We start from the raw sequence: 19,216 nt of genomic DNA, 5'->3' as shown, positions 1-19,216 counted from the left end.
CGTGTCCCGGCGCCGGCGCTCACACGTGGATCGGGTGCGACGTCCGGCCCGAGGCGTCGTCGATCTCGTCGTGCGCCTTCGTCAGCAGCCGCATGGCCAGTTCGTTCAGTGCCCGCGCACCGGCGATCTCCTCGCCGACGCGCGGCTGATGGGAGTCCGTGCGGTGGCGGGTGGCGCTGCCGTGGGCCCGTACCTCCGAACCGTCGGGCAGCCGCACCATCGCCGCCGCGCGCGTGTGCTGGTCGTCCTCGCTGAACTCCAGTTCCACGTGCCATCCCACAGCGGTGTGCACGGTCATGACGATCACCTCCGGAGCATCTGCTTCCAGGGTGCTCCTCACGACGCCGGGACGCATCCAGCCGGACGCGGCCCTACCCGGCGTGCAGCATCAGCCCGATCCCGACCACCAGCAGACCCGCCGCGGCGATCCGGGGCGCGCCGAAACGCTCCTTGAAGAACAGCGCGCCGATCGCCGCGCCCACGATGATGGACGACTCGCGCAGCGCCGCGATCGGCGCGAGGGCCGCCTTGGTCTGCGCCCACAGGACCAGGCCGTAGGCGAAGACGGACAGCACGGCGCCGAGCAGGCCGAGCGCGGCGTACGGCCGCAGCAGCGCCGCCGTCCGCCCGCGCCAGCGCAGCACCGCGTATGCCGGGATGGCCACGCCCTCCAGGACCATCAGCCAGGCGATGTACCCGAGGGAGGATCCGGAGGCCCGCACCCCGAGCCCGTCGACGACGGTGTACCCGGCGATGGTCAGGCCGGTGGCGAGGGCCGCGCCGATCGCCGCCCAGTCCGGCCGGCGGCCGCGCAGCCCCCACAGGGCGACCCCGCACAGGCCCGCGCTGGACACCGCGACCCCGGCGGCGGCCCAGCCGTCCGGCACCTCGTGCGCGAAAACGGCGGCGAGCACGGTCACCACCAGGGGCGCGGAGCCGCGGGCGATCGGATAGGCCTGCCCGAAGTCCCCCAGCCGGAACGACCGCATCAGCAGGACGTAGTAGGCGACGTGGACGACCGCGGACAGCACCAGGTACGGCCGGGCCGCGGCCGCCGGCGCAGGCGTGAACGGCGTCAGGGCGAGCCCGATGAGCATCCCGCCGCCGGCGATGAGCGTGAACCCGACCAGCTTGTCGGTGATCTTGTGCGCGATGGCGTTCCAGCCGGCGTGCGTGACGGCGGCGAGCAGGACGGCCGCGGTGACGGCCGGGGTCACGAGGTCCGCTCGCGCACGTCCACGAGGGTGGCGCCGGCGTGCGCGACGAGGTCGCCCGGCGCCATCGGGAACACCGTGTGCGGGGTCCCGGCGGCGGCCCACACCACGTCGTGGGCGAGCAGCGAGCGGTCGGCGAGGACCCGGGTGCGGGTGCGGTGGCCGAAGGGCGGCACCCCGCCGATGGCGTACCCGGTGGTCTCCCGGACGACGTCGGGCCGGGCCCGGGTGACCCGCTCGGCGCCGAGTTCGGCGCGGACGCGGTCCACGTCGACGCGGGACGCGCCGTCCATCAGGACGAGGACCGGCTCCTGGTCGGCGGCGAAGACCAGGGACTTGCAGATCTGGCTCAGTTCGCAGCCGATCGCCGCGGCGGCCTCGGCGGCGGTACGGGTGGCGTCCGGGAAGCGGCGGATGCGGGGGTGCAGTTCGGTGAGGCCCATCGCGAGCAGGGCCCGGGCGAACAAGGGGTGGGCGCCGGAGTCTTCGGCATCGTCGGCGTCAGTGGCGGCTGTCGTCGTCATGCCCCGCACGCTAGTAGTCCGCGGAGCGGGCACGCGACCGGTTATGGCCCAGGTCACGGGGGTGGTGGCCCGGGTCACGGGGTGGTGCCGCGGGCTCCGGGCAGGACGGCGGTACAAGGAAGCCGGTGAGGGCGCCCCGTCCCCACGGAACCCTCACCGGCGGCTTGTGTCAGGCGCGGCGCGTCAGGCGCGCACCAGTTCCTTGTCCCCGTGCCCGGCCTCGTCCGCGGCGCGCAGGCCCTCGCCCTCGACGTCCACGTTGGGCAGCGCGCGGTCCAGCCACTTCGGCAGCCACCAGGCTCGCTTGCCCAGCAGTGCCAGCACGGCCGGGACGAGCGCCATCCGGACGACGAAGGCGTCGAAGAAGACCGCGACGGCCAGGCCGAAACCGATCATCTTCACCATCGACTCGCTGGAGCCGATGAACCCGGAGAACACGGCGATCATGATGACGGCGGCCGCGGTGACGACCCGCGCGCCGTACCTGAAGCCGGTCACGACGGCCTGACTCGGCTTCTCCCCGTGGACGTACGCCTCCCGCATCCGGGTCACGAGGAACACCTCGTAGTCCATGGCGAGGCCGAAGACCACGCCGACCATGAAGATCGGCATCATCGACATGACCGGGCCGGTCTGCTCGACGCCCATGAGGCCGGACAGCCAGCCCCACTGGAAGACCGCGACGACGGCGCCGAGGGCCGCGAGCACGCTCAGCAGGAAGCCGAGGGCCGCCTTCAGCGGGACCAGGATCGAGCGGAACACCACGATCAGCAGGAGGAACGCGAGGCCCACGACCAGCACCAGATACGGCACGAGGGCGTCGTTCAGCTTCTGCGAGACGTCGATGTTCATCGCCGTGGAGCCGGTGACGAGCACCTCGGCGCCGGTGTCGGCCGTGATGTCCGCGCCCTTGTCGCGGATGGCGTGGACCAGGTCCTCGGTCTGCGTGGACGAGGGCTTGGACGCCGGGACCACCGTGATCGTGGCCGTGTCGCCGGCGTCGTTCGGCTTGCTCCGGACGACCGCCGCGACGTCCTTCATGCCCTTGATCTCGGCGGCGACCTTGTCGAACGCCTTGCCCGGCGCGCCCGCGCCCTTGCCGTCGACGACCACCATCAGCGGCCCGTTGAACCCGGGTCCGAAGCCTTCGGAGAGCAGGTCGTACGCCCGCCGCTGGGTCGTCGACACCGGCTGGGAGCCGTCGTCGGGCAGGCCCAGTTCCAGGGAGGCCGCGGGGACGGCCGCCGCGCCGAGGCCGACGACGCCGAGCAGCAGGACGGCGACCGGACGGCGTACGACGAAGCTGGCCCAGCGGGTGCCCATGTTCGGCTTGCCGGAGGCGGCCGGGTTCTTGTCCTTGGCACGGCCGCCGCCGAGCAGCTTCGACTTCTCACCGGCCGGCTTGATCCGGCGGCCGGCGTAACCGAGCAGCGCCGGGATCATGGTGAGGGCGATGAGGACGGCGATGGCCACCGTGCCCGCGGCGGCGATGCCCATCTTCGTCAGCATCGGGATGTTGACAACCGACAGGCCGACCAGGGCGATGAGGACGGTCAGGCCGGCGAAGACCACCGCGGAGCCCGCGGTGCCGACCGCCCGGCCCGCGGCCTCCTCACGGGTGCGGCCCTCGGCGAGTTCCGCGCGGTAGCGGGAGACGATGAACAGGGCGTAGTCGATGCCGACCGCGAGACCGATCATCGACGCCAGCGTGGAGGTGGTGGAGCCGAGGTCGAGGGTGCTGGCCAGCGCGGTGATCGAGGAGACGCCGATGCCGACGCCGATGATCGCGGTGAGCAGCGGCAGCCCCGCCGCGAGCAGCGAGCCGAAGGTGATGACGAGGACGACGGCGGCGATGCCGATGCCGATGACCTCGGTGGCCCCGGTCTCGGGCGCCGCGGTCAGCGCGTCGCCGCCGACCTCCACGGTCAGCCCGGTGTCCCGCGCGTGCTGCGCGGCACTCTTCAGGGCGTCCCGCGAGGTGTCCTTCAGCTCCATCCCGGAGACCTTGTACTTCACCGAGGCGTAGGCGATCGTGCCGTCCTTGCTGACGGCGTGTCCCTTGTACGGGTCGGCGACGGAGCCGACCTCCGAGCCGGTGGCCAGCTCGTTCACGGTCTTCTCGACGGTGGCCTTGGTGGCGGCGTCGGTCACCTTGTGACCGGCGGGCGCCTTGAAGACGACCCGGGCGGTGGCGCCGTCGGCGCTCATCCCGGGGAAGCGCTGTTCCAGCAGGTCGAAGGCCTTCTGTGCCTCCGTGCCGGGTATCGAGAAGGAGGTGGAGCCCGCGGTGGGCGCGGACGCGGCGCCGACGCCGGCGAGGGTCAGCAGCGCCACCCAGATCAGGGCGACGAAGTGCCGTCGCCTGAAGGCGAGACGGCCCAGTTTGTAGAGGAACGTGGCCACGAGGGCGTACTCCCGGTCAAGTCGTGGTTTCAGGGCAGGGATGATCAGCCCGACGACGTGAGCGGAGACGTCAGGAATGGGCTTGCTGGGAGGGGACTGTCAGGGGATGGAGACGCCGAGGGCGGGGAGGACCACGGCGTCGATGTACGAGGTGAGGAAGGCCTGCGTGGGTGGCTGGTCGTCGAGGAGCGCCCGGGTGGCGAAGCCGCCGACCATCATGTGCAGCAGGAAATCGAGGGCGGGACAGTCCGCACGGACCTCGCCGCGGTCGATCGCCCGCTGGATCACCTGGTGGAAGCCGGACATCTCGGGTTCGACGAGCTGGGACCGGAACGCCTCCCGCAGGTCCGCGTTGTGGTGCATCGCCATGGCGACGCCCCGCATGAGCGCGGAGTTCTGCTGGATGGTGCAGTCGTCCTCCAGCCGCACCAGGGCGTGCAGGTCGCCCCGGAGGGAGCCGGTGTCGATCTCGTCGAGCCGGCCGTGCTTGGTGTGGCGGATGGCCTTCACGACCAGTTCGGCCTTGCCGCCCCACTGGCGGTAGAGCGTGGCCTTGCTGGAGCGGGTGCGGGCGGCGACGGCGTCCATGGTGAGGGCGTCGTAGCCGACTTCGCGCAGCAGGTCGAGCACGGCCTCGTACAACTCGGCCTCGCGTTCGGGGGTGATACGGCTGCGGCGTGCCGCCGCCACCTCGGTCATCCCGGTCACCACCCCTCCTGCTCCCGCACTCCGAACGACACGGTTTCGTACACGTCCGACGGTACCGCACCGCACAAGCGAAACGAAACGGTTTCGTTCGTGTTGTGGGTCACGGTCGTGAGGACCGTATAAAGGTCCCGTGCCGGGCCGCCGCACGAGTTGCCCGGGCCTGGCGAGCGGAAAAGCATGGGGAGGTGAGCTATCTGCGCATGCCCCACCTCCACGGCGATCTGCTGTGCTTCGTGGCCGAGGACGACCTGTGGCTGGCCCCGCTCGACGGACGCGAGCGGGCCTGGCGGCTGACCGCCGACCGCACCAAGGCCGGCCACCCCCGCTTCTCCCCCGACGGCAGCGTCGTCGCCTACACCAGCTGGCGCACCCTCGACCCGGAGATCCACCTGGAACCGGTGGACGGCGGCACCAGCCGCCAGCTCACCTACTGGGGCAGCTCCGACACCCGGGTGACCGGCTGGACCCCGGACGGCGACATCCTCGCGGTCGCCTCGCACGGCGAGCCCTTCTCCTACTTCACCTGGGCCTACAAGGTGACGACCGAGGGCGACCCCGGCCGCAAACTCCCCTGGGGCCCGGTCACCGACGTCCAGGTCGCCGACCTGGCCGGGGAGCGCAAGTCGCTCCTGCTCACCGGCACCCCGCCGCACGAACCGGCGTCCTGGAAGCGGTACCGGGGCGGCGCCATGGGCCGGCTGTGGCTGCACGGGCGCCGGCTTCTCGCCGACATCGGCGGCCACCTGGCCTCCCCGATGTTCGTCGGCGACCGCATCGCCTTCCTCTCCGACCACGAAGGCGTCGGCAACCTCTACTCCTGCGCCCACGACGGCTCCGGCCTGCGCCGCCACACCGACCACGACGCCTTCTACGCCCGCAACGCCGCGAGCGACGGCACCCGCGTCGTCTACCAGTGCGCGGGCGAGCTGTGGATCGTCGACGACCTCTCCGCCGACTCCGAGCCGCGCCGCCTCGACGTCCGCCTCAGCGGTCCGCGCACCGGCCGGCGGCCCTACCAGGTGCCGGCCGCCCAGCACGTGGACGGGCTCAGCGTGGACGAGACCGGCCGCGCGAGCGCCGTCGTCGTACGCGGCAGCCTGTACTGGCTCACCCACCGCGACGGACCGGCCCGCACCATCGCCGACACCCCCGGCGAGCGCGTCCGGCTGCCGGAGATGCTCGGCTCCGGCGGGCAGGTCGCCTACGTCACCGACGCCGAGGGCGAGGACGCGGTCGAGATCGCCTACCTGCCGCGCACGACCGGCGAGCGCGCCCCGCGCCGGCTCGCCTCGGGCGCGCTGGGCCGGGTGCTGGAGATGGTCGCCGACCCCGAGGGCGAACGGCTCGCGATCGCCTCGCACGACGGACGGCTGCTGCTCCTGGACACGGGCGACGACGCCGACGGCGAGGTCACCGAGCTGATCCGGTCCGTCAACGGCCCCGTGCGGGACCTGTCCTTCTCCCCCGACGGGACGTGGCTGACCTGGTCCCACCCCGGGATCGGCCGCTCCCTGCGGCAGATCAAGATGGCCCGCATCTCCCGCATGGGACAGGGTGACCCGCTGATCGTCGACGTCACCAACGGCCGCTTCGAGGACGAGAACCCGGTCTTCACCCGCGACGGCCGCTACCTCGCCTTCCTGTCCTGGCGCGGCTTCGATCCGGTCTACGACGTGCACACCGGCGATCTGTCCTTCCCGCTCGGCTGCCGCCCCTACCTCGTGCCGCTGTCGTCGGCCACCCCCTCCCCCTTCGCGCTGAGCCCCGAGGGGCGGCCGGCCGCCGGAGGCCTGGACCCGGTGGAGGACGAGGGCGACGGGCAGGTGACCGTCGAGGTGGAGGGGCTGGCGAACCGGGTCGTGCCCTTCCCGGTGATCGCCTCGAAGTACTCCGCCCTGTACCCGGTCGCCGGTGGCGGTCTGGTGTGGCTGCGCTGGCCGATCTCCGGCGCGCTCGGCGAGACCTTCGTCAACCCCGACGACACCACCGGCCGCCCCACCCTGGAGTACTTCAACCTCGCCAAGGCGAAGAAGACCGAACTCGTCGGCCACCTGGACCACTTCGCGGTCAGCGGCGACGGCACCCGGCTCGTCGTCGTCGACGAGGGCGAACTGCGCGCGGTGCCCTCCACCGAGCCCGGCGACAGCGATTCGACCGTGTGGATCGACCTGCGCCGCATCCTGCACGAGGTCGACCCGCCCGCCGAGTGGCGCCAGTCCTTCGAGGAGGCCGGCCGGCTCATCCGCGCCTACTTCTGGGACCCCGGCATGAGCGGCATCGACTGGGACGGGGTGCTCGCGCAGTACCGCCCGCTGGTCGAACGGGTCGCCTCCCCCGACGAGTTCGCCGACCTGCTGCGCGAGGTGCTCGGCGAACTCGGCACCTCGCACGCCTACGTCACCGCCGCCCGCCGCAACGAGGGCCCGCCGCACTACCAGCGCTGGCAGGGCCTGCTGGGCGCCAACCTCGTGTGCCGCGACGGAACCTGGCGGATCAAGCGCATCCTGCCCGGCGACTCCTCCGACTCCAAGGCCCGCTCCCCGCTCGCCGGCACCGGCATCCGCGAGGGCGCCGCCTTCACCCATGTCGACGGCCGCCCGGTGGACCCGGTGGCGGGACCGTTCCCGCTGCTCGCGGGGGCGGGCGGGACGACCGTGGAGCTGACGTTCAGCGTCGCCGAGGGCGAGGAGGGCGAGGAGGCGCACTCCCGGCGCGTGGCCGTCGTCCCCCTGATCGACGAACGGCCCCTGCGCTACCAGGACTGGGTGGCCAAGCGCCGCGAGGTGGTGCGCGAGCTGAGCGGCGGCAAGTGCGGCTATCTGCACATCCCCGACATGGGCGGCTCCGGGTGGGCCCAGTTCAACCGCGACCTGCGCATGGAGATGTCCCGGCCCGCGCTCATCGTGGACGTGCGCGGCAACGCCGGCGGCCACATCAGCGAACTGGTCGTGGAGAAGCTGACCCGCACGATCCTCGGCTGGGACCTCACCCGCAACGCCCAGCCCGTCTCGTACGCCTCCAACGCCCCGCGCGGACCGCTCGTGGCCCTGTGCGACGAGGCGACCTCCTCGGACGGCGACATGATCACGGCCGCGTTCAAGCTGCTGAAGCTGGGGCCGGTGGTCGGCCAGCGCACCTGGGGCGGCGTGGTCGGCATGACCGGCCGGCACCGTCTGGGAGACGGCTCGGTGATCACCGTACCGATGAACGCGGCCTGGTTCGACGCCTACGGCTGGTCCATCGAGAACCACGGGGTCATCCCCGACGTCGAGGCCCTGCGCACGCCGCTGGACTGGGCGGAGGGCCGCTACGCCCAGCTCGACGACGCCGTCCGGCTGGCGCTGGACCTGCTGCGGACCCACCCGCCGGCGTCCCCGCCGGACTACCGCAACGTCCCCGACCGGTCCCGTCCGAAGCTGCCGCCACGGCAGTGAGCACACGCGCACGTGGGGTGCCCGAGGAAGCTCGGGCACCCCACGCCGTACCGGTCAGGCCGAGGTCAGATCATGTCCTCGTCGCGGTCGAAGCGCTCGTCCAGCTCCTGCTCCGCGTCCGGCATGCCCTGGCGGCCGCGCTCACGCTGCGGGCGCTCCTGCGGCTGCTGCGCACCGCGGTTGCCCATCTTCTCGCGGGCCTGCTCGCCCTTGTCGCGAGCCTGGTTCTGCCACTGCTCGGCCTTGTCCTGGAACTTGTCCTTCATGCCCATGTGGGTTCACTCCTGTGGTGGGTGATTCAGTCGCCCCCGAGGGGGCCTCGACCAGATTCACACGGGCTGTGACGCTGCGCATGTCGATCAGTTACGCAGCGTGGTTCGCTCCTGCTCATCGGCCGCCCCACCTGCGCCGACGAGGCCCGAGCGCATGCCCTGGAGCCGGTCCCCGAAGCGCCGCATCTCCCGCTGCCCCACCGTGCCGATGAGGCCCGGCAGATACCCGCGCACGCCCTGCATGCCGCGCAGCCACCACTGCCCGTACACATGGCTGGAGCGCCGCTCGATGCCGTCGACGATCCGGTCCACGGCCGGGCCCAGCGGATAGGTCTTGTTGGACGGCCACGGCAGCCGCTGCCGCAACTCCCGCATGACCTCGTCCTGGTCGGCGCCGCGCACCATGTCGGTGTCGGTCCACGACAGGTAGGCGACCCCCACCCGCACACCCCGGTGGCCGACTTCGGCGCGCAGGCTGTGCGCGTACGCCTCCACACCCGACTTGGACGCGCAGTACGCCGTCATCATCGGCGCCGGCGTGATCGCGGCCAGCGAGGCGACCTGGAGCAGATAGCCCCGGCCGGCCATCAGCGCCGGCAGGAAGGCACGGGCGGTGACCGCCGAGCCGATCAGGTTGACCTCGATCACCCGGCGCCAGGCGTCCGGGTCGGAGTCGACGAACGGACCGCCCGTCGCCACACCGGCGTTGGCGACCACGATGTCGACCTTGCCGAACCGCTCCTTGACCTCCTGCGCGACCCGCGCCATCGCCTCGTGGTCGGTGACGTCGGCGTGCCAGTAGGCGCTCTCGCTGTGCAGCCGCTCGGAGACCTCCTTCAGGGCCTCGGGCTCCAGCCCGACCAGGGCCACCTTCGCGCCGCGCACGGACAGCTTGCGGGCGAGGAGTTCGCCGACCCCGCGCGCGGCACCGGTGACGACCGCGACCTGCCCCTCCAGGCTCACCTTGCTCATGCGCTCTCCTCCAGTGTCGCGGGTGTGGTGACGTGTGCGGCGGCCAGTGCCCGGATCCTGGTGGTGACCAGGTCGGGCGCCTCGACGGGAGTCATGTGGCCGATGCCGGGCAGCTCGGTGAGCCCGGCGCAGTCGGGCAGCGCGGCGGCCAGGGACCGGGCGTGCACCGGCGGGGTGAGCCGGTCGGCGGTGCCGGTGACGATCTCGGTGGGGACCCTCAACTCCCGTACGCCGTGGTCGAGGTCGAGCAGGTGCAGCACCTGCGACCAGACGTACCGGGCCCGGCGCGGGCAGCCGTGCACGATCCGCGCGCACGCCTCGACCATGTGTGGGGCCGAACCGGGGCCCATCGTCCCGTACTTGAGGATCCGCAGCGCGAGCGGCGTGACCGGGCCGAGCGGGGCCCGCGAGCCGAGGACGCGCCCGGTCAGCCAGGTCCGCAGCCGCCCGGCCCGGATCGGCACGACGGTGGACTCGGCGACCAGCCGGGAGCTGCCGGTGCTGCACAGCAGGACGGCCGCCGCGTGCTCCCGGAACTTCTTCCGGCCGGCCGCCGCCATCACCGTCATGCCGCCCATCGAGTGCCCGGCGATCACCGCGCGCTCGCCGGGCGCGAGGGTCGCCTCGAGGACCGCTTCGAGGTCGTCGGCGAGGGCGTCGGTGCCGCACGCCTCGCTCACCGGGCTGCGGCCGTGACCGCGCTGGTCGTAGGCGATGACGCGGTGAGTGCCGGACAGCGCCCGGATCTGCGCCGCCCAGAAGGCGGTCGAGCAGGTCCAGCCGTGGGCGAGGACCACGGCGGGGGCGCCGTCCGGTCCGTGCACCTCGACATGGAGGCGGGCGCCGTCGGCCGAGGTGACCGTGAGCGTGCGGGCGGGGGCGGGCGGGGCGTACGGGCCGGAGGTGACGTGCGCGGGGCGGCTCACGCGGTCACCTCCGCGGTGCCGGTCGCCGCGGCGGACCCGGCGGCCTCGGTCTCCGCGGACGCCCGAGCGGACTTCGCGGGTGGCCGCAGGACGACGTACTCGGCGAGGTCGACCCGTCGGGTGGCCCGGCGGAACTCGCCGGTGGTGCCCGGCCAGATGGTCGTGTTGCGGCCGCTCGCGTCCAGGTACCAGCTGGTGCAGCCGCCCGTGTTCCACACGGTGCGCTTCATCCGCTCCTGCACCCGCCGGTTCCAGGCGTGCACGGCACTCGGGCGGGCGTCGAGGGCGGCGCGCCCGCCGAGGACGTTCAACTGGCGCAGATAGTCGGCCAGGTAGTTCAGCTGGGACTCGATCATGAGGATCATCGAGGAGTTCCCGAGGCCGGTGTTGGGCCCGATGATCGTCATCCAGTTCGGGAAGCCGGCCGCGGAGGCGCCGCGCAGCGCCTGCATGCCGCCCTTCCAGTGCTCGGCGAGGGTGCGCCCGTCGGCGCCCACGACCCGCTCGGCGATCGGCATGTCCGTGACGTGGAACCCGGTGCCGAAGATGATCGCGTCGACCTCGGTCTCGGTGCCGTCGGCGGCGACGACGGTGGACCCGCGGACCTCGCTGAGCCCGCTGGCCACGACATCGACGTTGGGCTGCGCGAGCGCCGGATAGTAGGTGCTGGAGAGCAGGATGCGCTTGCAGCCGATGCGGTAGTCGGGGGTGAGCTTGGCGCGCAGCGCCGGGTCCTTGATGGCGCGGGCCATGTTGCGCTTGGCGAGCTGCTCGACGAAGCCGAGTTCGTCCGGGTGCTTGGTGAACGCCTGCACCTGCAGCTCGCGGATGCCCCACAGCAGACCGCGGCGGGCCCTGGTGGTGAACGGCAGCTGCTGGTGCAGCCACCGCTCGGCGCCGCTGATGGCCCGGTCGACACGGGGCATCACCCAGGCCGGGGTGCGCTGGAAGAGCGTGAGCCGGCCCACTTCGGGCTGGATGGACGGCACGATCTGGATGGCGGAGGCGCCGGTGCCGATCATCGCGACGCGCTTGCCGGCGAGGTCGTAGTCGTGGTCCCAGCGGGCGGAGTGGAAGACCTTGCCCGGGAAGGTGTCGAGGCCCGGGATGTCCGGGATCTTCGGGTCGGACAGCGGCCCGGTGGCGGAGACGACGACGTCGGCGGTGAGATCCCCGGAAGCGGTCTCGATACGCCACCGCAGCTGCTCGCCGTCCCAGGTCATCCGCTTCACCTCGGAGTCGAAGCGGATGTGCGGGCGCAGCCGGAAGGTGTCCGTCACGTGCTCCAGATAGGCGCGGATGTGCTCCTGCCCGGAGAAGGTGCGCGGCCAGTCGGGGTTGGGCGCGAAGGAGAAGGAGTACAGGTGGGAGGGCACGTCGCAGGCGCACCCGGGGTAGCTGTTGTCGCGCCAGGTGCCGCCGACGCCGCTCGCCCGCTCCAGGACGACGAAGTCCGTGATCCCCTCGCGGCGCAGCCGCACGGCGGCGCCGAGCCCGCCGAATCCGGAGCCGATCACCGCCACCCGTACATGCTCGTGTTCGTGGGCCATCCGAAGCCTCCGCGCATCGCTGTTGGACTCTGCCGGTCCCGGTCAGACTCTGCCAGTGAACACTGGCGCAATGGGGAGAGTAGAGGAGCGGCCTACTGATGGGTAGGGGGTGGGCGAGGAAAGTTACCGGCGGTAGACCATAGGCTCCTCCCGTGGCCGAGAAGCGTGAATACCGCATGGAGGAGCTGGCAGAGCTGGCCGGCATCACGGTGCGCACCCTGCGCTTCTACCGCGAGCGCAAGCTGCTGCCGCCGCCCCGCCGCGAGGGCCGTATCGCCTGGTACGACGAGCACCACCTGGCCCGGCTGCGCACCATCGCCGCCCTGCTGGAGCGCGGCCACACCCTGAACGGCATCGCGGAGCTCGCCGAGGCCCTCGACCAGGGCCGCAACGTCGCCGACCTGATCGGCGTCGGCGGCACCCCCACCGAGGAGGAGCCGGTCCGGCTCACCCCGGAGGAGCTGGCCGCCCGCTTCGAGGGCGAGGTCACCCCCGAGAACCTCGCCGCCGCCATGGACCTCGGCTACCTGGGCACCGACGGCGACGAGATCGTCCACATCAGCCGGCGCCTGCTGGACGTCTCCTCCGCCCTGGTGCGCGAGGGCATCCCGCTCGCCGAGGTCCTGGCAGCCGGTGCCCGGGTCCGCGAACACGCCGACGCCCTCGCCGAACTCTTCACCACGCTGATCCAGCGCCACGCCGGCGAGGAGGGCCTGCACCGCCTGCGCCCCCTGGCCCGCAGCGTGGTGGAGGCGGAACTGTCCCTCGCGCTGGACCGACGGCTCAGCAAGCGGGACACCCTCTAGGGAGTGGTCCCCTCAGCGGCCCCTCCAGGGGGTGTCCCCTCGGCGGCCCCTTTTGGGGATGTCCCCGCGGCGGCCGCTCTTGTGGGTGCCCCCGCAGCGGCCCCTCAGCGGTCGTACACCACCGTCACCGGCGCATGGTCCGACCAGCGCTCGGCGTGCGTGGCGGCCCGCTCGACGAACCCCTTGACCGCCCGGTCGGCGAGGCCCGGCGTCGAGACGTGGTAGTCGATCCGCCACCCCGAATCGTTGTCGAAGGCCCGCCCGCGGTACGACCACCAGCTGTACGGCCCCTCGGCGTCCGGGTGCAGGGCGCGGACCACGTCCACGTAGCCGCCGTCGGCCGGGGTCAGGACGCGGCTCAGCCACGCGCGCTCCTCCGGCAGGAAGCCGGAGTTCTTCTGGTTGGCGCGCCAGTTCTTCAGGTCGGCCTGCTGGTGGGCGATGTTCCAGTCACCGCAGACCACCACCTCACGGCCGTCGGCGGCGGCCCGCTCGCGCAGCTCCTTCAGGTACGCGAGGAACTCGCCCATGAAGCGGATCTTCTCGTCCTGCCGCTCGGTGCCGACCTCACCGGAGGGCAGGTAGAGGGAGGCGACCGTGACGCCGGGCAGGTCGGCCTCGACGTAGCGGCCGCTGCCGTCGAACTCCGCCGAGCCGAAGCCGACACGGACCCGGTCGGGCTCCCGGCGGGTGTACAGGGAGACGCCGGCCCGGCCCTTGGCGGCGGCCGGCGCGTGGACGACGTGCCAGCCCTCGGGCCGGCGGACCTCCTCCGGCAGCTGCTGCGGCTCGGCGCGCACCTCCTGGAGGCACACGACGTCCGCCTCCGTCCGGGCGAGCCACTCCACGAAGCCCTTCTTGGCGGCGGCTCGCAGCCCGTTCACGTTCACTGTGGTCACAGTCAGCACCCCGGCACGATACCGGCACACTGGTCACAGTCTTCAAAACCGGAGACCCCACCTCCTGCATAGAAGTACGATACTCAGCATGTTTATACGTCGCGTCCCCTTCGACCACCCCGACGCCGTCAAGCTCAACGACGAGGTCCAGGCCGAGTACCACGAGCGCTACGGCGACGGCGGCGACGCCACACTCCTCGACCCGGCCGACTTCGAGCCGCCGAACGGCGTGTACTTCATCGTGTACGACGCCGACGAGCGGCCCGTCGCCACCGGCGGCTGGCGACGGCAGGACGACAACCACGAGGGCAACCGGGACGGCGACGCCGAGCTGAAGCGGATGTACGTGGTGGCCGACATGCGCGGCCGGGGGCTGGCTCGGCGGATGCTGGCCGCCCTGGAGGACGACGCCCGCGCGGCGGGCCGGGTCCGCATGGTCCTGGAGACGGGCACCAAGCAGCCCGAGGCCATCGCCCTGTACACCTCCTGCGGCTACGAACCCTGCGAGAAGTTCGGCTACTACCGCTTCCACGAGGAGAGCCGCTGCTTCGCGAAGACGCTGTAGCCGCGCCGCGCCGCGCCGCGCCGCTTCGCATCGGCACTGGCGCCGCCTCCGCTGCGCGGGAGCTCCGCAGCCGTGCGGGGCGGCCCACGAGGATCCGCCGGGGCGGCCCCCGCTATCCGGCGGGGCGGCCGTCGCCGGTCGCCCGGTTCGCCCGGCCGCGTCAACTGGGCCCGCCCGGCCTGCTGGTGAGCTCTGTCACGTCGGCCGGCACGACGGTGGCGGCGGTGCGCCGCTGAGAACAAGGGCAGGATCACACGGTCTGCGGGAATGAGTGAGGGCCCCGGCGATCCGAAGATCGCCGGGGCCCTCATTGCGTGGACCTGAGGGGATTTGAACCCCTGGCCCCCTCGATGCGAACGAGGTGCGCTACCGGACTGCGCCACAGGCCCTTGCAACGAGTGAAACTTTAGCATCCCCCACGCCGTGCTCGGAAATCCGCTCCGTGCGGGCGGGCGCCGGGGTCACTCGTTGGCCGCGCGGGGCCGCTCGCCGTCCTCGTACTGGTCGAAGAGGGGCGTGCGTCCGCGCTCACGGGCCCGGCGCGCGGAGGCCGCGCGGCGCGCGTCACTGCGGCCGTCGTCCGCCGACCGGTCCTCCGCACCGGCGGGCGCGTCCTGCGCGGCGGAGTGTTCGTCCCGCAGTTCCGGAGCGACCGCGCTGGAGCGGGCCGAGCTCCACGCGTCCGGGGCGCCGAGGTCGACGTCCGCCGTGGCGCGCGGGGCGACCGGCGCGGTGACGTACGTCGGCAGGGGCACCGGCACCGGGTCCCAGCTGTCGCCGTGGCCGGGGCGCCGCTGCCGCTCACGCTGCTGGTCGACCCACTCGGCGTGGTCCGTCTGCTCCACCAGGGCGCGCCGGTCCGCGGCGAGCGCCGACAGCCCGGGGTCGGTGGCGGTGTCGTGCCCCGCGTCCGGCTCCTCGGCGTCGGCGGGCGCGCCGGTGCCGACGGGCGGGCGCCGGCGCGGCTGGCGTTCGCGCAGTCGCTGGGCGGCGACCTCGGCGCGGCGGCGGTCCATCTGGTAGGCGAAGCGGCGGCGCTCCTGCCGGCGCAGGTAGACGATGTACGCGCTGAGCATGACGGCGGGCACGCCGGGCGCCCACAGGAACGCGAGCCCGCCGACCGCGGCGACGATCGCGCCGAGGGTGAAGGCGAGGAAGAGCATCACCGTGGTGCGCCGGCGGCGGGCGAGGACCTTGGTGCGCTGGGCGCGCGCGGCGGCCGCCTCGGCGGAGGGCGCGCGCCGGGCTTGCGGCACCCGGCCGCGTACCGGTGCGGGCTCGGGCTCGTGCACCGGCTCGCTCTCCGGTTCGTGCTCCGGTTCGTCGTACTCGTACGCCTGTGCCTGGGCCGCCGCCCGGGTGTGACGGCGGGTCGGAGGCACGGCGAAGGCCCGGACGTCCACCGTGTCGGTGACGGCGTCCGGGTCGGCGAGGTCGGGCTCCTCCTCGTCGGCGGAGCGCGCCCGCAGGTCCTTGGCGTATCGGCGCTCCATGCCCGCCCGTCCGGACAGCAACCGGATGGCGGTGCTGAAGCGTTCCGTCGGACGGGCCTCGTTCAGCTCGTCCTGCCTACGGAGCCACATCGGCACCAAGTAGGCGGCCCAGGCCCCGACAATGACTGCGTAGATGAGGCCGCTGCTGCTCACGTCTCACACGGTAGAGGGGTTTGCGTGAGGCCATCCGCCAATTGGGCCGGTGTGTCGCACGATCTGGCTGATATTTCGAACTTTTTTTGTGATCGATGCGATCAGCGGGCCACTCCGAGGCGGAATTCACCGTCCCGAGACGGTCATGGGCCGATCAATTTCGAACATATATTCAATTTCCCCGGGGAGGGAGATCGGGCCGCGTTTCCACCGGCCTAACCGTGGTCGCCCGGGGTGTTCTGCGGGCGCTGCGACGAGCCGTTCCGGGTCCGGGCGCGCCGCCAGCGGGCGAGCAGCCCCTCCGGGACTTCCTCGGCCGTGAGCGCGAAGACGAGATGGTCGCGCCAGGCGCCGTCGATGTGCAGATAGCGGGGCCGCAGCCCCTCCTCGCGGAATCCGAGTTTCTCCACCACCCGGCGGCTGGGCACGTTCTCGGGGCGAATGCACACCTCGATGCGGTGCAGGCCGACGTTGCGGAAACAGTGGTCGACCGCGAGCGCCACGGCCGTCGGCATCACACCGCGGCCGGCCACCGCCTCGTCCACCCAGTAGCCGACATGCGCCGAGCACATCGATCCCCAGGTGATCCCGGCGACCGTCAACTGCCCGACCAGCCGGCCCTGGTACTCGAGCACGAACGGCAGCATCCGGCCCGCGCGCGCTTCCCTGCGCAGGTGCCGCACCATCTGCCGGTAGGTCGGCCGGTGCGCGATCGGGCCGGTCGGCGTGGGCGGCGGGATGGTCGCCTCCCACGGCCGCAGCCAGTCCCGGTTGCGCCGGTTGACCTCGCGCCAGGCGCTCTGGTCGCGCATCCTTATGGGCCGCAGGACGACATCGCCCTCGGCCAGCACCACGGGCCAGGATGAGCCGTTCAGCTCGCACCCCCGCTTCCGGTGTCGGGTCTGGGGTGGTCGCCGCCGCGGATCTGGTCGACGGCGTGCACCAGCAGCGGCTGCAGGACCGCCAGGCCGTCCTTCACTCCGCCCGTCGACCCCGGCAGGTTGACGATCAGGGTCCGTCCGGCGACACCGGCCAGTCCGCGCGACAGCGCCGCGGTCGGCACCTTGCCCCGGCCGAACGCGCGGATCGCCTCCGCGATGCCCGGCACCTCGTAGTCGATCACCGCGCGCGTGGCCTCCGGCGTGCGGTCGGTGGGCGAGAGCCCGGTGCCTCCGGTGGTCACGACCACGTCGTAGCCGTCCTCGGCCGCCGCCCGCAGCTGATCGCGCACCGGGTCGCCGTCGGGCACCACGCGCGGGCCGTCGACGTCGAAGCCGAAGCGCTTCAGGCCGTCGGCGACCAAGGGCCCGCCCCGGTCCTCGTAGACACCCGCGGCGGCCCGGTTGGAGGCCGTGACGACCAGGGCCCGGTAGCTCATGCCCGGCTCCAGTCGCCCGACTTGCCGCCCGTCTTGTGCTCCACCCGCACGTCCGTGATGACCGCTCCCTTGTCGACCGCCTTGACCATGTCGATCACGGTGAGCGCGGCGACGGAGACCGCGGTGAGGGCCTCCATCTCGACGCCCGTACGATCCGTCGTCTTCACCGTGGCCGAGATCTCCACGGCGTCGTCCGCGACCGACAGGTCCAGTTTCACACCGGACACGGCGAGCGGGTGGCACAGCGGGATGAGATCGGGGGTGCGCTTGGCCCCCATGATCCCGGCGATCCGCGCGGTGGCCAGGGCGTCGCCCTTGGGGACGCCCTCACCGCGCAGCAGCTCGACCACACGGGGCGAGACGAGGACGCGGCCGCTGGCGCGTGCGGTCCGCGCGGTCACGTCCTTGCCGGACACGTCGACCATACGGGCGGCACCCGCGTCGTCGATGTGCGTCAGGCGGTCCTGCACGGGCTGTCCGGGGGTCTCCCCCCGGTTGGGCACAGTCATGGTGGTGGCGCTCCCGGTCCGGGCCCGGCGCGGTGCGGCGCGCGGGCCTGTGTTGTGCGCGACACGGTACCTCGGGCCGGGAGGGCTCAGCCGAGCAGGACGACCTCGATCTCGCTGCCGGGCGCGACCGACTCCACGTCCTCGGGCACCACGATCAGGGCGTTGGCGTGCGCGAGGGCCGCGATCAGATGCGAGCCGGTGCCGCCCACCGGGGTGACCGTGCCGTCGGCGTAGGCACCGCGCAAAAACTGCCTGCGGCCCTTCGGGGAGGTGAGCGGCTTCTGCGCGGACAGCGTCGCGGTGGCCTTCGGCCGGTGCACGTCCTGAAGTCCCATCAGGGCGCGGATGGCGGGCCGGACGAACAGCTCGAAGGAGACGTACGACGACACCGGGTTGCCCGGCAGGGCGAGCAGCGGGGTGTGGTCGGGGCCGATGGAGCCGAAGCCCTGGGGCTTGCCGGGCTGCATGGCGAGCTTGCGGAACTCCACACCGCCGCCCGCCTCGTCCTCGTCGGCGACGTGCGCCAGCGCCTCCTTGACGACGTCGTACGCCCCGACGCTCACCCCGCCGGTGGTCACCATCAGGTCGGCGCGCACCAGCTGGTCCTCGATGGTGGAGCGCAGCGTCTCGGCGTCGTCGGCGACGGCGCCCACCCGGTAGGCGATGGCACCGGCGTCACGGGCTGCGGCGGTGAGGGCGAAGCTGTTGGAGTCGTAGATCTGGCCCGGCGCCAACTGCTCACCGGGCTGGATCAGTTCACTGCCGGTGGACAGCACGACCACACGCGGGCGCGGGCGCACCCGGACCGTGCCGCGGCCGATCGCGGCGAGCAGGGCGATCTGCGGCGGGCCGAGCACGGTGCCCGCCGCGAGGGCGCGGTCGCCGGCCCGGACGTCGCTGCCGGCCGCGCGCACGTGCGCGCGTGCCTCGGCGGGCCGGTACACGCGTACGTGCCCCTCGGCGCCCTCCGGGGCGAGCGCGCGGGCGCGCATGCCGGTCACCGGGCCCTCGCCGAGCCCGCCGTCGGTCCACTCCACGGGCACCACGGCCTCGGCGCCGGGCGGCAGCGGGGCGCCGGTCATGATGCGGGCGGCCTGGCCGGGGCCGACATGGAGCAGGTCGGCCTGGCCCGCCGCGACGTCCCCGACGACCTCCAGGACCGCCGGGAACTCCTCGTTCGCGCCGGCCACGTCCGCGACCCGCACCGCGTAGCCGTCCATCGAGCTGTTGTCGAACGGCGGCAGGGACACGGGCACCGGGACGTCCTCGACCAGGACGCATCCCTGGGCGTCGAGCAGCTGCAGCTCGATCGGCTCCAGGGGGCGCACGGTGGTGAGGACGTCCTCCAGGTGCTCGTCCACCGACCACAGGTGGTCGGGGCCCGGGGTGCGGGACGCGGCGCTGCTCAAG

General features: G+C 72.8%; 18 protein-coding genes and 1 tRNA gene. 3 read left to right on the top strand and 16 right to left on the bottom strand.

Annotated features, from left to right (window positions below; all coding sequences use genetic code 11):
- Positions 1–19 precede the first annotated feature (19 nt).
- The 5 genes from AB0E88_RS12590 to AB0E88_RS12570 form a co-directional block, all read right to left on the bottom strand.
- Positions 20–298, bottom strand: coding sequence for a DUF1876 domain-containing protein (locus AB0E88_RS12590; RefSeq protein ID WP_361628284.1), 279 nt, complete (start codon positions 296–298; stop codon positions 20–22).
- A 73-nt stretch (positions 299–371) separates the two neighbouring features.
- Positions 372–1,217, bottom strand: coding sequence for an EamA family transporter (locus AB0E88_RS12585; RefSeq protein WP_361628281.1), 846 nt, complete (start codon positions 1,215–1,217; stop codon positions 372–374).
- Positions 1,214–1,738: a YbaK/EbsC family protein gene (locus tag AB0E88_RS12580; RefSeq protein WP_361628278.1), complete on the bottom strand. Its 525-nt coding sequence runs from the start codon at positions 1,736–1,738 to the stop codon at positions 1,214–1,216. Before AB0E88_RS12580 ends, AB0E88_RS12585 begins: the two co-directional genes overlap by 4 nt.
- Before the next feature lie 183 nt (positions 1,739–1,921).
- Complete coding sequence (locus AB0E88_RS12575) at positions 1,922–4,141, bottom strand: MMPL family transporter (protein ID WP_361628275.1); 2,220 nt, start codon at positions 4,139–4,141, stop codon at positions 1,922–1,924.
- A gap of 99 nt (positions 4,142–4,240) precedes the next feature.
- The gene (locus tag AB0E88_RS12570; protein WP_361628664.1) at positions 4,241–4,840 is read right to left on the bottom strand and encodes a TetR/AcrR family transcriptional regulator; all 600 of its coding nucleotides are present in this window, start codon (positions 4,838–4,840) and stop codon (positions 4,241–4,243) included.
- Between the two features lie 194 nt (positions 4,841–5,034).
- Here AB0E88_RS12570 and AB0E88_RS12565 point away from each other — a divergent pair, with 194 nt between their 5' ends.
- Positions 5,035–8,283 carry a S41 family peptidase gene (locus AB0E88_RS12565; protein ID WP_361628272.1) on the top strand — a complete coding sequence of 1,083 codons (3,249 nt, stop codon included), beginning with the start codon at positions 5,035–5,037 and terminating at the stop codon, positions 8,281–8,283.
- Positions 8,284–8,348: 65 nt separating this feature from the next.
- On the opposite strand, the gene AB0E88_RS12560 is transcribed toward AB0E88_RS12565, so the two are convergent.
- The 4 genes from AB0E88_RS12560 to AB0E88_RS12545 form a co-directional block, all read right to left on the bottom strand.
- Positions 8,349–8,555 carry a hypothetical protein gene (locus tag AB0E88_RS12560; protein WP_361628269.1) on the bottom strand — a complete coding sequence of 69 codons (207 nt, stop codon included), beginning with the start codon at positions 8,553–8,555 and terminating at the stop codon, positions 8,349–8,351.
- 87 nt (positions 8,556–8,642) lie between these two features.
- Complete coding sequence (locus AB0E88_RS12555; protein ID WP_361628266.1) at positions 8,643–9,527, bottom strand: SDR family oxidoreductase; 885 nt, start codon at positions 9,525–9,527, stop codon at positions 8,643–8,645.
- Positions 9,524–10,453: an alpha/beta hydrolase gene (locus AB0E88_RS12550; RefSeq protein ID WP_361628263.1), complete on the bottom strand. Its 930-nt coding sequence runs from the start codon at positions 10,451–10,453 to the stop codon at positions 9,524–9,526. Before AB0E88_RS12550 ends, AB0E88_RS12555 begins: the two co-directional genes overlap by 4 nt.
- Entirely contained in the window at positions 10,450–12,003 is a 1,554-nt protein-coding gene (locus AB0E88_RS12545; protein WP_361628260.1) for an NAD(P)/FAD-dependent oxidoreductase, read from the bottom strand. Before AB0E88_RS12545 ends, AB0E88_RS12550 begins: the two co-directional genes overlap by 4 nt.
- A 152-nt stretch (positions 12,004–12,155) precedes the next feature.
- On the opposite strand from AB0E88_RS12545, the gene AB0E88_RS12540 reads away from it, so the two are divergent.
- Entirely contained in the window at positions 12,156–12,809 is a 654-nt protein-coding gene (locus AB0E88_RS12540) for a MerR family transcriptional regulator (protein WP_361628257.1), read from the top strand.
- A 104-nt stretch (positions 12,810–12,913) separates the two neighbouring features.
- Here AB0E88_RS12540 and AB0E88_RS12535 read toward each other — a convergent pair whose 3' ends face one another.
- Positions 12,914–13,717, bottom strand: coding sequence for an exodeoxyribonuclease III (locus AB0E88_RS12535; RefSeq protein WP_361628254.1), 804 nt, complete (start codon positions 13,715–13,717; stop codon positions 12,914–12,916).
- Positions 13,718–13,796: 79 nt separating this feature from the next.
- Here AB0E88_RS12535 and AB0E88_RS12530 point away from each other — a divergent pair, with 79 nt between their 5' ends.
- A complete protein-coding gene (locus AB0E88_RS12530; RefSeq protein ID WP_361628251.1) occupies positions 13,797–14,273 on the top strand; it encodes a GNAT family N-acetyltransferase in 477 nt (158 codons plus the stop codon).
- 315 nt (positions 14,274–14,588) lie between these two features.
- Here AB0E88_RS12530 and AB0E88_RS12525 read toward each other — a convergent pair.
- The 6 genes from AB0E88_RS12525 to glp all read right to left on the bottom strand — a co-directional run bounded on the left by AB0E88_RS12525 (position 14,589) and on the right by glp (position 19,215).
- Positions 14,589–14,662: transfer RNA gene (locus AB0E88_RS12525), tRNA-Ala, on the bottom strand.
- A 72-nt stretch (positions 14,663–14,734) separates the two neighbouring features.
- The gene (gene glpR, locus AB0E88_RS12520; protein ID WP_361628248.1) at positions 14,735–15,919 is read right to left on the bottom strand and encodes a gephyrin-like molybdotransferase receptor GlpR; all 1,185 of its coding nucleotides are present in this window, start codon (positions 15,917–15,919) and stop codon (positions 14,735–14,737) included.
- Positions 15,920–16,134: 215 nt separating this feature from the next.
- The gene (locus AB0E88_RS12515; protein WP_361628245.1) at positions 16,135–16,770 is read right to left on the bottom strand and encodes a GNAT family protein; all 636 of its coding nucleotides are present in this window, start codon (positions 16,768–16,770) and stop codon (positions 16,135–16,137) included.
- A gap of 20 nt (positions 16,771–16,790) precedes the next feature.
- Complete coding sequence (locus AB0E88_RS12510) at positions 16,791–17,297, bottom strand: MogA/MoaB family molybdenum cofactor biosynthesis protein (RefSeq protein ID WP_361628242.1); 507 nt, start codon at positions 17,295–17,297, stop codon at positions 16,791–16,793.
- On the bottom strand, positions 17,294–17,806 hold the full coding sequence (moaC, locus tag AB0E88_RS12505; protein ID WP_361628239.1) for a cyclic pyranopterin monophosphate synthase MoaC: 513 nt from the start codon (positions 17,804–17,806) through the stop codon (positions 17,294–17,296). The genes AB0E88_RS12510 and moaC overlap by 4 nt, the downstream gene beginning before the upstream one ends.
- Positions 17,807–17,892: 86 nt before the next feature.
- The gene (gene glp, locus AB0E88_RS12500; protein ID WP_361628236.1) at positions 17,893–19,215 is read right to left on the bottom strand and encodes a gephyrin-like molybdotransferase Glp; all 1,323 of its coding nucleotides are present in this window, start codon (positions 19,213–19,215) and stop codon (positions 17,893–17,895) included.
- Position 19,216: the final 1 nt, after the last annotated feature.

Origin of the sequence: Streptomyces sp. NPDC028635, assembly GCF_040637635.1 — a bacterium.
GTDB lineage: Bacteria > Actinomycetota > Actinomycetes > Streptomycetales > Streptomycetaceae > Streptomyces.
This window is presented reverse-complemented; position numbering and strand designations above follow the sequence as displayed.

Excerpts from the sequence above, each read along its gene's own strand:
- AB0E88_RS12555 (WP_361628266.1), bottom strand. The coding sequence starts at position 9,527 with ATGAGCAAGGTGAGCCTGGAGGGGCAGGTCGCGGTCGTCACCGGTGCC.
- AB0E88_RS12545 (WP_361628260.1), bottom strand. The coding sequence starts at position 12,003 with ATGGCCCACGAACACGAGCATGTACGGGTGGCGGTGATCGGCTCCGGA.
- AB0E88_RS12580 (WP_361628278.1), bottom strand. The coding sequence starts at position 1,738 with ATGACGACGACAGCCGCCACTGACGCCGACGATGCCGAAGACTCCGGC.
- moaC (WP_361628239.1), bottom strand. The coding sequence starts at position 17,806 with ATGACTGTGCCCAACCGGGGGGAGACCCCCGGACAGCCCGTGCAGGAC.
- AB0E88_RS12560 (WP_361628269.1), bottom strand. The coding sequence starts at position 8,555 with ATGGGCATGAAGGACAAGTTCCAGGACAAGGCCGAGCAGTGGCAGAAC.
- AB0E88_RS12570 (WP_361628664.1), bottom strand. The coding sequence starts at position 4,840 with ATGACCGAGGTGGCGGCGGCACGCCGCAGCCGTATCACCCCCGAACGC.
- AB0E88_RS12530 (WP_361628251.1), top strand. The coding sequence starts at position 13,797 with ATGTTTATACGTCGCGTCCCCTTCGACCACCCCGACGCCGTCAAGCTC.
- AB0E88_RS12510 (WP_361628242.1), bottom strand. The coding sequence starts at position 17,297 with ATGAGCTACCGGGCCCTGGTCGTCACGGCCTCCAACCGGGCCGCCGCG.
- AB0E88_RS12590 (WP_361628284.1), bottom strand. The coding sequence starts at position 298 with ATGACCGTGCACACCGCTGTGGGATGGCACGTGGAACTGGAGTTCAGC.